The sequence below is a fragment of the Chromobacterium sp. FG22 genome (assembly GCF_057809415.1).
In genome coordinates this window covers 30,371-43,455 of the sequence record NZ_JBMDJX010000033.1, presented here as the reverse complement: position 1 = coordinate 43,455, position 13,085 = coordinate 30,371, and the positions used below count along the sequence as shown (strand labels likewise).

12 protein-coding genes and 3 tRNA genes are annotated in these 13,085 nt (G+C 64.5%); 7 read left to right on the top strand and 8 right to left on the bottom strand.

The features are described from left to right. Nucleotides 1-102 precede the first annotated feature (102 nt). The 3 genes from ACODSD_RS22185 to ACODSD_RS22175 all read right to left on the bottom strand — a co-directional run bounded on the left by ACODSD_RS22185 (nucleotide 103) and on the right by ACODSD_RS22175 (nucleotide 391). Nucleotides 103-178: transfer RNA gene (locus ACODSD_RS22185), tRNA-His, on the bottom strand. A gap of 36 nt (nucleotides 179-214) precedes the next feature. After that, nucleotides 215-291: transfer RNA gene (locus ACODSD_RS22180), tRNA-Arg, on the bottom strand. Nucleotides 292-314: 23 nt separating this feature from the next. After that, nucleotides 315-391, bottom strand: a tRNA-Pro gene (locus ACODSD_RS22175). A gap of 229 nt (nucleotides 392-620) precedes the next feature. Here ACODSD_RS22175 and folD point away from each other — a divergent pair. The 3 genes from folD (at nucleotide 621) to ACODSD_RS22160 (ending at nucleotide 3,088) form a co-directional block, all read left to right on the top strand. Beyond that, a complete protein-coding gene (gene folD, locus ACODSD_RS22170) occupies nucleotides 621-1,472 on the top strand; it encodes a bifunctional methylenetetrahydrofolate dehydrogenase/methenyltetrahydrofolate cyclohydrolase FolD (protein ID WP_488878347.1) in 852 nt (283 codons plus the stop codon). A 162-nt stretch (nucleotides 1,473-1,634) separates the two neighbouring features. After that, the gene (gene purU, locus ACODSD_RS22165; protein WP_048410466.1) at nucleotides 1,635-2,498 is read left to right on the top strand and encodes a formyltetrahydrofolate deformylase; all 864 of its coding nucleotides are present in this window, start codon (nucleotides 1,635-1,637) and stop codon (nucleotides 2,496-2,498) included. Between the two features lie 8 nt (nucleotides 2,499-2,506). Then, on the top strand, nucleotides 2,507-3,088 hold the full coding sequence (locus tag ACODSD_RS22160) for a hypothetical protein (RefSeq protein WP_107799966.1): 582 nt from the start codon (nucleotides 2,507-2,509) through the stop codon (nucleotides 3,086-3,088). Nucleotides 3,089-3,167: 79 nt separating this feature from the next. On the opposite strand, the gene ACODSD_RS22155 is transcribed toward ACODSD_RS22160, so the two are convergent. From ACODSD_RS22155 to ACODSD_RS22145, 3 genes are all read right to left on the bottom strand, one after another. After that, nucleotides 3,168-3,638, bottom strand: a complete 471-nt coding sequence (locus ACODSD_RS22155; RefSeq protein ID WP_048414591.1) for an NUDIX hydrolase — start codon at nucleotides 3,636-3,638, stop codon at nucleotides 3,168-3,170. A gap of 173 nt (nucleotides 3,639-3,811) precedes the next feature. Continuing rightward, a complete protein-coding gene (locus tag ACODSD_RS22150; protein ID WP_235089644.1) occupies nucleotides 3,812-4,633 on the bottom strand; it encodes an undecaprenyl-diphosphate phosphatase in 822 nt (273 codons plus the stop codon). Between the two features lie 77 nt (nucleotides 4,634-4,710). After that, a complete protein-coding gene (locus ACODSD_RS22145; RefSeq protein WP_107799964.1) occupies nucleotides 4,711-5,328 on the bottom strand; it encodes a UPF0149 family protein in 618 nt (205 codons plus the stop codon). A 153-nt stretch (nucleotides 5,329-5,481) separates the two neighbouring features. Here ACODSD_RS22145 and cysS point away from each other — a divergent pair, with 153 nt between their 5' ends. The 4 genes from cysS (at nucleotide 5,482) to ACODSD_RS22125 (ending at nucleotide 10,018) form a co-directional block, all read left to right on the top strand. Next, entirely contained in the window at nucleotides 5,482-6,855 is a 1,374-nt protein-coding gene (cysS, locus tag ACODSD_RS22140; RefSeq protein WP_235089642.1) for a cysteine--tRNA ligase, read from the top strand. Nucleotides 6,856-6,977: 122 nt separating this feature from the next. Further along, nucleotides 6,978-7,193, top strand: a complete 216-nt coding sequence (rpmE, locus tag ACODSD_RS22135; protein ID WP_043593861.1) for a 50S ribosomal protein L31 — start codon at nucleotides 6,978-6,980, stop codon at nucleotides 7,191-7,193. A 133-nt stretch (nucleotides 7,194-7,326) separates the two neighbouring features. Next, nucleotides 7,327-8,253 (top strand): hypothetical protein, encoded by a 927-nt coding sequence (locus ACODSD_RS22130; RefSeq protein WP_235089640.1) that lies wholly within the window; start codon nucleotides 7,327-7,329, stop codon nucleotides 8,251-8,253. Between the two features lie 109 nt (nucleotides 8,254-8,362). After that, nucleotides 8,363-10,018: an ArnT family glycosyltransferase gene (locus ACODSD_RS22125; protein WP_107799961.1), complete on the top strand. Its 1,656-nt coding sequence runs from the start codon at nucleotides 8,363-8,365 to the stop codon at nucleotides 10,016-10,018. 132 nt (nucleotides 10,019-10,150) lie between these two features. Here the strand turns inward: ACODSD_RS22125 and ACODSD_RS22120 are convergent, their stop codons facing one another. Together ACODSD_RS22120 and ACODSD_RS22115 are read right to left on the bottom strand one after the other, a co-directional pair. Further along, a complete protein-coding gene (locus ACODSD_RS22120; protein WP_488878346.1) occupies nucleotides 10,151-12,109 on the bottom strand; it encodes an acetoacetate--CoA ligase in 1,959 nt (652 codons plus the stop codon). A gap of 53 nt (nucleotides 12,110-12,162) precedes the next feature. Then, nucleotides 12,163-13,074, bottom strand: a complete 912-nt coding sequence (locus ACODSD_RS22115) for a hydroxymethylglutaryl-CoA lyase (protein WP_253315254.1) — start codon at nucleotides 13,072-13,074, stop codon at nucleotides 12,163-12,165. Nucleotides 13,075-13,085: the final 11 nt, after the last annotated feature.

Here is a 13,085-nt window from a genome sequence, read left to right as displayed (position 1 = left end):
ACCCACGACAACAGGAATCACAATCCTGGACTCTACCAACTGAGCTACATCCACCGCCGAAAGCGGTGAGCCGACGCCCTGAGGCGGCAACTTGAAATAGGGTGGGGTGGATGATGGGGCTCGAACCCACGACAACAGGAATCACAATCCTGGACTCTACCAACTGAGCTACATCCACCACTGAAAACAAGCACTGCATTGTACCACAATTACTTGGCGCGCCCGACAGGACTCGAACCTGTAACCCCCGGCTTAGAAGGCCGGTGCTCTATCCGGTTGAGCTACGGGCGCTCGGTCGGGCTTCGCCTTACTGCTGGTCGGGGCGGCGGGATTCGAACTCGCGACCCCCTGATCCCAAATCAGGTGCGCTACCAGGCTGCGCTACGCCCCGACGACAGAGACCGCAACTATACGGATGGCGATTTGGGCTGTCAACACCTGTTTGTAATTAAATTGCGGTCGGCCAGGGGCGCGATATTGGCCGGGCGGCGGGCTGGGCGGCAGTTCCCTTTATTTATCTTGATCTTAAGTAAGTTTTGTTGCGCAGCGGCATTTCGGAGGCCGCCGAAAAATGCGAGAATATGCGCCTTCTTTTTCAGCCTCTATTATGGAACCGGCCCATGGCAGCACAACTGATTGACGGCAAAGCGGTAGCGGAAAAACTGATCGCCAAGGTGGGCGAGGGCGTGCAGGCGCGCCTGGCCGCGGGCAAGCGCGCCCCGGCGTTGGCGGTGATCCTGGTGGGCGAGGACCCGGCGTCCGCGGTCTACGTGGGCAGCAAGAAGCGCTCCTGCGAGAAAGCCGGCATCCGTTCGCTGGCCTATGATCTGCCGGCCGATACCAGCCAACAGGCGCTGCTGGACATCATCGACCGCTTGAACGCGGACGCCGAGGTGGACGGCATCCTGGTGCAGCTGCCGCTGCCCAAGCAGATCGACCCGCAGGCGGTGATCGAGCGCATCGACCCGAAAAAGGATGTCGACGGCTTCCATCCCTATAATATGGGCCGGCTGGCGATCAAGATGCCGCTGCTGCGTCCCTGCACCCCGCGCGGCGTGATGACGCTGCTGGAAGAATACGGCATCGATCCCAAGGGCAAGAAAGCGGTGATCGTCGGCGCGTCCAATATCGTCGGCCGTCCGCAGGCGCTGGAAATGCTGCTGGCGCGCGCCACGGTGACGGTGTGCCACAGCGCCACCGCCGATCTGGCCGCCGAAGTGGCCGCCGCCGACATCGTGGTGGCCGCGGTGGGCATCCCCAACTTCGTCAAGGGCGAGTGGGTCAAGCCGGGCGCGGTGGTGATCGACGTGGGCATCAACCGTCTGGACAGCGGCAAGCTGTGCGGCGACGTGGCGTTCGCCGCGGCGGCCGAGCGCGCCGGCTTCATCACCCCGGTGCCGGGCGGCGTCGGCCCGATGACGGTGGCCACCTTGCTGCAGAACACTCTGGATTCCGCCAATATGCACGCTTGAACGGCGCGCCGTTCAGCCCAAAACGCCATCGCCGCTTCCGCGGCGGCGGCGTTTTTGTTTTATCGGCGCGCGATAGGGCCGGCGCTTGCAAACAAAGCGAGACGCTGGCGGCCCGGCTATCGTAAAATCGACGGTTTTAGTTAGCAGTAAGCAAATCCGATCATGAGTCAAGACAAGCAATCGGCCACGCTGTTGATCAGCGCGCCGGACAAGAAGGGCCTGGTGGCGGCCATCGCCAACTTCCTGATGACCTACAACGCCAACATCATGCACGCGGACCAGCATCAGGACACCAGCGAAAACCTGTTCCTGATGCGGGTGCAGTGGGATGTGGACGGCTTCACCCTGCCGATGGAGAACTTCGCCGCCGCCTTCCAGCCGATTGCCGACGAACACGCGATGAACTGGAAGGTGTCGCTGTCCACCCGCAAGCCGCGGATGGCCATCTTCGTATCCCAGTACGAGCACTGCCTGGTGGACCTGATGCACCGCTGGCGCATCGGCGAGCTGGACTGCGAGATCCCGCTGGTGATTTCCAATCACGAAACCTGCCGCCGGCTGGTGGAATTCAATGGCATTCCCTTCCATGTGATCAAGGTCACCAAGGACAATAAGGAAGAGGCCGAGGCCGAGCAGTTCCGCCTGCTGGAAGAGGCCGGCGTGGACTTCATCGTGCTGGCCCGCTATATGCAGATCCTGTCCCAGGGTTTCGTCGAGCGCTATCCGGACCGGGTGATCAACATCCATCACAGCTTCCTGCCGGCATTCGACGGCGCCAAGCCTTATCACCGCGCGTTTGCGCGCGGGGTGAAGCTGATCGGCGCCACCAGCCACTACGTGACCGAGGATCTGGACGAGGGCCCGATCATCGAGCAGGAAGTCACCCGCATTTCTCACCGTGACGAAGTGGACGACCTGATCCAGAAAGGCCGCGACCTGGAAAAAGTGGTGTTGTCGCGCGCCGTGCGCTGGCATATGGATAACCGCGTGCTGTCCTATAACAACAAGACGGTAGTCTTTGACTGAGAGCGGACATGCGCCTGCTGATTGACGATGTGGTGGATTTGCTGCGCTTCAGGGTCAAGCCCCTGGGCGAGTATCAGTATCCGCGCTGGCAGACCCTGCTGTTTCTGATCGCGCTGGGCCTGGTGGCCAGCGCCGACACCGCTGAGCTGGGCAACAACCTGACCGGCCGCATGCTGTTCATGGTGCTGTTCACGCTGGCGGAAACCCTGTGTTTCGCCGGCTTCATCGGCCTATGGCTGCGTTTTGCCAAGTGGGACGGCCATGGTTCGCTGTTCGGCCTGGTGGCGGTGGCCAGCGGCCTGCAGTTCGTGGAACCGCTGACCAGTTGGCTGCCGGACGACGCGGCGCTGGCGGTCAACGGAGTGTTGTCCATCTTCGGCATTCTGGTGTTGGTCAACGCGCTGGCCGTGGTGTCGGGCATTCACCGGCTGCGGGTGGCGCTGGGAGTGTTGTTGTTCGCGCCGGTGGCCATGGTCTTGCTGGCCGGGGCCTTGTCGCTGGGTTCGGCGGCGGGCTGGGTGGATTTGCCCGCCGGCGTGGCCGACGCCGCGCGCGGAGCGGAGAGCTCGGCGCCCGCAAGCGGCATCTGAGCCGCGGGCTGAAAAAAGAACAGGACATGCCAAGGCATGTCCTGTTTTGCATGGAGGGCGCGTGAACGGGCCGGCGCGCTCAATCCACCTTGGCGATGTAGCGGGCCAGGCCCAGCAGCGCGCGCAGCGCATCGCCCTTGGCGGTGACTTCGCCGCGCAGCCGCGCGTAGCGGCGCAGGATGGCGCGGCCCTCTATGAACAGGTCCATGTCGGTGTCCGGCGAGGACACCAAGGCGATGCGTTCGATTTCCCCCTGCGGGCGCGGCTGGCCCTGCGCGATGCACAGGTAGACCTTGTGCGCGTTGAAGGGGGTGATGTGATCGAACAGATACAGCATGGAGTTGATGCGCAAGCCGGTTTCTTCCCGCACTTCGCGGATCAGCGCCTGGGAGCGCAGTTCGCCGCGGGCGGCCTTGCCGCCGGGAAGATTGTAGCGGCCGCCTTTGGCCGCGGTGACCAGCACGCCGTCGGGCAGTTCGATAATAGCGGTTGCGCGCCTGGCCAGGTCCGCCGGCAGGCGCTCGTTTCTTTTTTCTTCCAAAACACTCATTCTTCAAAAAATTAGTTAGGGCCACCGGCGAGAGTGGCCCTGGATATTATTTTTCCATTCTAAAGCACTAGACCGATCAGTCCAATAAGCTGTGCTCAAAATTTACTCATATATCTGATTTGAATGAGATAAATCGCGCCGCCATTCAAATTGAAACCATGCGGTTTCCGCGCTCAAAGTAGTTTGGCCAATAAACCGCCCAGACCCACCAGCAGGCAGTAGTAGCCAAACGGGCGCAGCGACTCGATTTCGCTTTTCTTGAAGTAGCGCATCAGGAAGGCGGTGCTGGCGTAAGCGCAGGCGCCGGACAGCAGGCCGCAGGCCAGCAGCAGTCCTGCGGAAACCTGGCTGTGCGCCAGCTTGGGCACTTCCAGCACGCCGGCGGCGGCGATGATGGGAGTGGCCAGCAGGAAGGAGAAGCGCGCGGACGAGGCGTAGTCCAGGCCATGGGCGAGGCCGGTCACCAGGGTGGCGCCGGAGCGGGAGAAGCCGGGCAGCAGGGCCAGGGCCTGGCCCGCGCCTATTTTGATCGCGCCAGAGAAGCTGAGCCGCTCCAGGTCCAGATGGGCTTGCTTCCGTTTCAGGCGGTCGCCCCACAGCAGGAGCAAGCCGTTCAGGCTGAGGAAGATCAGCACCGCGGTGGTGCTGGTGAACAGCGCGCGCAGCTGTTTTTCCAGCAGCAGGCCCAGCAAGCCGGCGGGGATGGTGCCGGCGATCAGCAGCCACATCAGCCGGGCGTCCGGATTGGAGGCCTTGCCGCCGGCCTTGAGGAAGCCGCCTATCAGTTGTAGCCAGTCGCGGCGGAAGTACAGCAGCAGCGCGGCGGCGGTGCCCAGGTGCAGCACCACCATGAAGGGCAGGAAATCCGGGCTCATGCGGTTGATGGACCAATGCAGCCAGTCCGGTATCAGCACGCCGTGGCCCAGGCTGCTGACGGGAAAGAGTTCGCTGACGCCCTGGATGACGGCGAACAGCAGGGCTTCGATAGGGTTCATGGCGGGTCCTGTGGCGGTGGGAGGCGGCTTGCGCCGGCCTGCTTATCAACGCCGCCGCCGCGGACCGGTTGACCGGCTCAGTTGCGCTGCCGGCGTTCCAGCGCTTGTTCCTCCTCTTCCAGCCGCCGGCGAATGGCGGAGAAGAAGCGGTGGATGCCGTGCACGGATTCGGACAGCTCGGCCAGGCATTGTTGGCGCCGCTCGGGCGTCAGCGCGGGCATTTGCACTTCCGGGTCCGGATTGCGCTCGAAAGCCAGGGTCAGGATGGGCTCCAGCAGCGGCGCCTGCTCCGGATCGTCGAACAGCAGGCCCCAGTCCTCGTTCAGCAATTGCATGCCTTCGGAAAAGCCTTCGGCCCAGTCGTTGCCTCGGATCTCGCCGGCGGCGTCCGCTTCCAGCCAGGGTTGGAAGGCGTCGTCCTCGCGCAGCGCGGCGGAGACGTCCAGCCAATGCCCCATCAACAGTTTGGCGAACTGTTCCAGCGCCTTGTCGCTGGGAAAGGCGGCATCGTCGTCGAAGGCGTCGCCGATGATGGCGGGCAGGCATTCTGTCGGCTTGATCGGTTCCGGGCCGCAGAGCAGGGCGGCGAAGAAGCCGTCCAGATGTTCCAGATTCATGCCTTGCTGCGGCAGGAAGCGGTTCAGGGTGGCGGCCAGGCGTTGGTAGTCGGCGTCGGAAAGCGGGGTATGGCTCATGGCGGACCAGGGCTAGGGAGAAAAGCCCATTATCCGCCATCTGGCGGCCCAGCGCACCGCCGGCCGCGCGGCGCGTCGCAATCACGATGCGGAGGGCTTGACGGCTCTGTTACAATCGTTCTTTTTTGACCCAACCTCCAATAGGTTTCCATCATGTTGACCGTGTATAACACCCTGACCCGCCAGAAAGAAGAGTTCAAACCCATCGAGCCCGGCAAGGTGTGTATGTACGTGTGCGGCATAACGGTCTACGACCTCTGTCATATCGGACACGCGCGCATGCTGACGGCCTTCGACGTGATCTATCGCTGGCTGGACGCGTCCGGCTACGACGTCACCTATGTGCGCAACATCACCGATATCGAGGACAAGATCATCAAGCGCGCCGCCGAGCGCGGCATTCCGCCGCAGCAGCTGGTGGAAGAGACCACCGCCGACATGCGCCAGGACGCCGCCGCGCTGAGCCTGTTGCCGCCGACGTTCGAGCCGCGCGCCACCCAGCATGTGCCGGGCATGGTGGCCTTGATCGAAAAGCTGATCGCCAACGGCAAGGCCTACGCCGCGGACAATGGCGACGTGTATTACGCGGTGCGCGAGTTCGAGGGCTACGGCAAATTGTCCGGCCGAACCCTGGACAAGCTGCGCGCCGGCGAACGGGTGGAAGTGGACCCGCACAAGCGCGATCCGCTGGACTTCGTGCTGTGGAAAGCGGCCAAGCCGGGCGAGCCGTCCTGGGACAGCCCGTGGGGCGCGGGGCGTCCGGGCTGGCATATCGAGTGCTCGGTGATGAGCTGTCATCATCTGGGCGAGCATTTCGACATCCACGGCGGCGGCGAAGATCTGCAATTCCCGCACCATGAGAACGAAATCGCCCAGTCCGAGGGCGCCCATGGCCACCAGTACGTCAATTACTGGCTGCACAACGGCTTCATCAATGTAGACGGCGAGAAAATGTCCAAATCGCTGGGCAATTTCTTCACCATCCGCGACGTGCTGGGCCATTTCGACGGCGAGGTGATCCGCTTCTTCATCGTGCGCAGTCATTACCGCAGCCCGGTGAACTACACCGACAGTATCCTGGTCGACGCCAAGCACGGCCTGACCCGGCTCTATACCGCCTTGCGCGGCCTGGAGCTGCCGGCCTCCGCCGGCATAGACTGGAAGGACCCGTTCGCCGCGCGCTTCCAGACCGCGATGAACGACGACTTCAATTCTTCGGAAGCGGTGGCGGTGTTGTTCGAGCTGGCCGGCGAAGTCAATAAGAGTCGCGATCCGCGTCAGGCGCGCCTGCTGAAGGACCTGGGCGGCGTGCTGGGCCTGCTGCAGCGCGACCCGGAAGACTTCCTCAAGGGCGGCGCCGGCGACGAGGAGTTGTCGGCCGAGGCGGTGGAAGCCTTGATTCAGGCGCGCAAGGATGCGCGCGCCGGCAAGAACTGGGCGGAGTCCGACCGCATTCGCGATGAGTTGACCGCCAAGGGCATCGTGCTGGAAGACAGCGCCCAGGGCACGGTCTGGCGCCGCGCCTGAGCCGCAGGGGCCGCCGTTGACAGTGGATTTGGCACTTGTCAAGCGGCGGCAAAGCGCGGATAATCGATAGTTTCGCAAGCAGTACAGGCAAATCCCCTGTACCCGATTTGAAAGGAAGACACATGAAAACCGATATTCACCCGACTTACAAAGACCTGACCGTTACCTGCTCCTGCGGTAGCCAGTTCGTGACCAAGTCCACCATGTCCAAGGACGCGTTCGGCATTGAAGTTTGCTCCAACTGCCACCCGTTCTACACCGGCAAGCAAAAGATCGTCGACACCGCCGGTCGCGTTGACAAGTTCAACCAAAAGTTCGGCGGCTTCTTCAAGCGCTAAGCGCCGAGGATACGTTGGACACCCAGAAAAAGGCAGCTCAGGCTGCCTTTTTTCTATGATTCCGGCGCGGCGGCGGCAGGGTTTGGCAGATTCCGGCCGGCGGCGCGCGTACCTATTCTGCAAGGTTGAGGCCATGGCGATCCACATCGTTTACCTGTCCCACGGCGGCAAGAAATACTACGACCAGACCCGCTTTTCCGTGTTGAGCCTGTTGCATTTGCTGCTGAAGCAGCAGCGGCAGGACGTGAAGATCATGGTGTACACCGACGCGCCGGACAGCGTGCCCGCGCATCCCCTGGTCCGCACCGAGACCCTGAGCCGGGCGCAGTTGCAGGCGTATCGCGGCCAGTTCGACTATGTGCACCGCATCAAGCTGGAAGTGATGCTGAAGGCGGCGCGCGAACTGGGCACCGCCGTCTTGTACGTGGACTGCGACACCCGTTGGCTGCGGGTGCCGGACGAGCTGTTCGCCCGGCTGGAAGCAGGCAACGCCAGCTGCATGCACGTCAACGAAGGCGTGTTCGGCCCCGGCTTCTTCCCGGACTATCTGGCCGCGGTGGACAAGCACGGCGCCGAGCTGCGCAAGATGGGCGTGGCCGACGTCCAGGGCCTGGCGATGTGGAACGCCGGCGTGGTCGGCGCTTCCGCCGGCATGGTGCCCTTCTTTGAAACCGCCTTGCGCATCAACGACTTCCTGCTGCCGCGCGTGGAAGCGCGCAACTGGACCGAGCAGCTGGCCTGGTCGCTGGTGGCCTGCGACGGCCGTCAGCCGCTGGCGCTGGGGGATGCGCTGCATCATTACTGGAACTACAGTTACGAGGCGCCGCTCTACCTGGCTGAAGTGTTCGCCGGCATGGCGCCGGACTGGGACGTGGCGCGCCAGGCCCAGTACTGCGGCGAATTCGCCTGGGACGAGGCGAGGCTGAAGACGATACAGGCCGATCCCGATCACAAGCGCCAGCGCCGCCGCAACAAGTTGCGCAACTCCATCGCCAAGCGCAAGGTGGATTGGCGCATTCTGATCGCTCGCTTGCGCGGCGCTTTGCCGTCGGCTGATTGAAAGGGGCCTCGAACAATCGTCGCGAGCGGTTCGAGAGCAAGGCGCGCCGCAGCGCTCGGGCCGCGCGGTAGATCTTTCGAGCTCCCCTGAAACTGTTTGAACGAGACTCATGCTCACTTATTCGGAACAATCCCAAACCCTGGCCAAGCCCACGGAAAAACCGTGGATTCTGCTGCTGCTGTGCTTTGTCTGGCTGTGGCCGGGCATCTTGGGCCACGATCCGTGGAAGCCGGACGAGCCCTTCGTGCTGGCGGCGGTGCAGGGCATGCTGGACACCGGCAACTGGCTGCTGCCCACGGTGCAAGGCGCGCCCTATCTGGATAGTCCGCCGCTGTATTACTGGGTGGCGGCCTTCATGGTCAAGCTGCTGTCTCCCTGGCTGCTGGCGGCGCACGACGCCGCGCGGCTGGCCACGCCCTTGTTCATGGCGCTGGCCTTGCTGCTGGCCGGCATGGCCGGCCGCGATCTGATCGGCCGTCGTCACGGCCGCAGCGTGGTGATGGTGCTGATAGGCTGCGTCGGCCTGGTGGAAACCGGCCATCAGCTGACCTCGGTGGTGGCCGGTTTCGCCGGCTTCGCCGCCGCTTTCTACGCCTTGTCGCTGACCCTGCGTTCGCCCGGTCTGGCCGGCGCCTTGCTGGGCGCGGCCAGCGCGGCCATCTTCCTCAGCGCCAGCCTGATGGAGCTCTTGCTGCTGTGGATGGTGGTCTTGCTGCTGCCGGCCTTCTCCGCCTGGCGCAGCAAGCAATACGCGATCACCGTGCTGCTGGCCTTGCTGATCGCCGCGCCCACCTCCCTGGTGTGGCCGCTGGCGCTGGCCAAGAGCCATCCGGACGCGTTCAATCTGTGGTGGAACGAGTACTCGCTGGGCCAGCTCAACGGTTTTGGCCGGGTGCAGCTGTTCCACGACTTCGGCTACTACAGCCTGAACGCCCTGTGGTTTGCCTTCCCGGCCTGGCCGTTGGCCGGCTGGACCTTGTACCGCAACCGGGAACGGCTGGACCAGGCGCGCTTGCAACTGCCGCTGATGTTCTTCGCCGTGGTGTTGATCCTGCTGACCTTGTCCAGCCGTCCCAATATGACTTACGCGATGCCGCTGCTGCTGCCGCTGTCCTTGCTGGCGGCGGTGGAGCTGGACAATCTCAAGCGCGGCGCGGCGGCCTTCCTCAACTGGTTCGGCCTGATGACCTTCGGCTTCTTCGCTATCCTGGTGTGGGCCGGCTGGGCGGCGATGAACTTCGGCTGGCCGCGGGGCCTGGCCGGGCGCGCCCAGTATTTCAGCCCGTATTATCAGGAGCACGTGTCCAGCCTGGCCGCGGTGTGCGCGGTGATCGCCACCCTGGTGTGGCTGTGGGCGCTGACGCGCAAGCATTTGCGCGGCCGCCAGGCCATCAGCAACTGGGCGGCGGGCCTGACCCTGCTGTGGGGTTTGGGCATGACCTTGTGGCTGCCGTGGTTCGACGCCGCCAAGAGCTACCGTCCGGTGGTGGAGCGGATGATGAAGGCGCTGCCGGCCAACGCCGCCTGCGTGGCGACCGAGAGCCGCAATCAGCTGGCGCTGATCAGCTGGCGCTATTACGCCGGCCTGGACCTGGTGTCCTATCCGGCGGGCAACGCCTCGCCCTGCGACTACCAGCTGGTGGTGCGCTCGGAGGACGAGGGCATCGCCGAGCCGGGTTGGGAAGTGCTGTGGTACGGCTCCCGGCCGCGCGAGCAGAACATGATGTTCGCGCTATTGCGGCGCATTCATCCGCATGAGCAATAAGAGCGGCGAGCAAACCCCCTGACGCTGTGTGGCGCGCCTTGCCCCAGCGGTAAAACCGGGTTTTGTTAAGCAGGCTAAAAACCCCCGCATTCATCAATCAATGCGGGGGTTTTTCATGGGCAGCGCGTGGGCTCAGCTTTGCAGTTCGTCCAGGTTCTCGAACAGCTTCAGCGCTTCCGGATTGGCCAGCGCGGTGAGGTTGCTGACCGGCTGGCCGTGGATCACGTTCTTCACCGCCAGCTCGACGATCTTGCCGCTGATGGTCTTGGGGATGTCGGCGACGGCGATGATCTTGGCCGGCACGTGGCGGGGGCTGGCGCCGGTCTTGATCTGCGCCTTGATCCGCTGCTGCAGGTCTTCGTCCAGCCGCGCGCCGGCGCGCAGGCGCACGAACAGCAGCACGCGCTCGTCGTCCTGCCACTGCTGGCCGACGGCGATGCTTTCCAGCACCTCGTCGAAAGCCTCCACCTGGCGATAGATCTCCGCGGTGCCGATGCGCACGCCGCCGGGATTGAGCACCGCGTCGGAACGGCCGTAGATGATCATGCCGTCGTGGGTGGTGAGTTCGGCGTAGTCGCCGTGGCACCAGATATTGTCGAAACGGCCGAAATAGGCCTGGCGGTACTTGCCGCCGTCGGGATCGTTCCAGAAGCCCACCGGCATCGACGGGAAGGGCCGGGTGCACACCAGCTCGCCTTTTTCGCCGCGCACCGGCCGGCCGTACTCGTTGTAGATGTCCACCGCCATGCCCAGGCCGCGGCATTGCAGCTCGCCGCGGTAGACCGGCAGGCTGGCGCAGCCCAGCGCGAAGCAGGACACGATGTCGGTGCCGCCGGACACCGAGGCCAGATTGATGTCGGCCTTGATGTTGGCGTACACCCAGTCAAAGCTTTCCGCCACCAGCGGCGAACCGGTGGAGAACACCGCGCGCAGCGAATCCAGCTTCCATTCTCGGACCGGCGCGATGCCGCTCTTGCGCAGGCCGTCTATGTATTTGGCCGAGGTGCCGAAGTGAGTGAAGCGCTGCCGCTCGGCGTAGTCCCACAGCGTGCGGCCTTCGCCGACGAAGGGCGAGCCGTCGAACAGCATCAGCGCCGCGCCGGACGCCAGGCCGGACACCAGCCAGTTCCACATCATCCAGCCGCAGGTGGTGAAGTAGAACAGGCGGTCGCCGTGATGGACGTCGCCGTGCAGCTGCTGTTCCTTCAGATGCTGCAGCAAGGTGCCGCCGGCGCCGTGGACGATGCACTTGGGCTTGCCGGTGGTGCCGCTGGAATACAGAATGAACAGCGGGTGCCGGAAGGGCAGCCGTTCAAAGCTCAGCGCTTGCGCTTGATACGCGGCGGTGAAGTCCGTCAGGGTGATGGCCTTGGGCACGTTTTCCGCGAACACGCCGGTTTCGCCCAGATAGGGCACCACGATGATTTGCCGCACCGAGGGCAGCGCCTCGGCCAGCGCCGCCATCTTGGCGCGGATGTCCACCGCCTTGCCGGCGTACCAATAGCCGTCCGGGCAGAACAGCAGCTTGGGCTCGGTCTGGCCGAAGCGCTCCACCGCGCCGTCCGCGCCGAAGTCCGGCGAACAGCTGGTCCATACCGCGCCCAGGCTGTTGGCGGCCAGCATCGCGGCGATGGTTTCCGGCATATTGGGCATGAAGCCCGCCACGCGGTCGCCGGCCTGAATGCCGGCGCCGCGCATCGCTTGTTGCAGCAGCGACACCTGGGCGCGCAGCTCGCGCCAGCTCCAGCGCCGCTGCAGCTTGTCCTCGCCCCAGAACACCAGCGCGTCGCCGTCGTCGTCGCGGCGCAGCAGGTTTTCGGCATAGCTCAGCCGCGCCTCCGGGAAGAAGCGGGCGGCCAGCATATTGTCGCCGTCGCTCAGCGCGGTGGCGCCCTTGTCGCCGATCACGCCGCAGTAATCCCAGACTAAGGACCAGAAGCGCGCCGGGTCGGCCACGCTGGCGCGCCACAGTTCGGCGTAGCCGTTCAGTTTGCGGTCGTAGGACAGTTCGGCCAGCTTGGCGAAGGCGGTCAGGTGAGCGCCGGCCAGGCGGCCGGCGGAGGGGGTCCAGATGGGCGTGTCGGGGGTCATGCTTTCTCCTGATATTTTCTCCGCGCGCCGGCCCATGGACGGGCGGCGGCTTGTTATTGCTCCGGCCTGGCGCGGCGCTTGTCGCCGACGGCGTGCGCCAGCTTGGAGGCCGGCAGCTTGCCCAGCGCGCCGGCGATGAACCAGGCCGTGTCCACCAGCGCGGCCAGGTCGACGCCGGTGTCGAAGCCTTCGCCCTGCAGCAGATAGACCACGTCCTCGGTGGCGACGTTGCCGGAAGCTCCCTGAGCATAAGGGCAGCCGCCCAGACCGGCAACCGAAGAATCGAATGTCATCATTCCTGCGCGCAAACACGCATGAATATTGCTGATGGCCATGCCGTAAGTGTCGTGAAAGTGGCCGGCCAGCTGCGACATTGGCACAGTCTTGCTCACCGCTTCCAGCATCGCCAGCACGCTGGACGGCGTGCCCACGCCTATGGTGTCGCCCAGAGAAATCTCGTAGCAGCCCATGTCCAGCAGCCGCGCGGCCACCTCCGCCACCTTGGCCGGCGCGATGCGGCCCTCGTAGGGACAGCCCGCCACGCAGGACACATAGCCGCGCACCGGCACGCCGGCCGCCTGCGCGCGCGCCATCACCGGCGCGAAGCGCTGCAGGCTTTCGGCGATGCTGGCGTTGATATTGCGTTGGCTGAAGCTTTCGCTGGCGGCGCCGAACACGGCGATTTCGCGCGCGCCGGCCGCCAGCGCCGCGTCCAGTCCCTGCTCATTGGGCACCAGCACCGGGTGGGACACCGGCCCGGCCAGGTCCAGGCCGGCCAGCACCTCGGCGCTGCCGGCCATCTGCGGCACCCATTTGGGCGAGACGAAGGCGCCGGCTTCTATGGTGCGCAGGCCGCTGGCGGCTAGGCGGCGGATCAGCTCCAGCTTGACGGCGGTGCTCACCGGCTGTTTTTCGTTTTGCAGCCCGTCGCGCGGACCCACTTCCACTATCTTCACTTGCGGCACTTCGGCTCTCC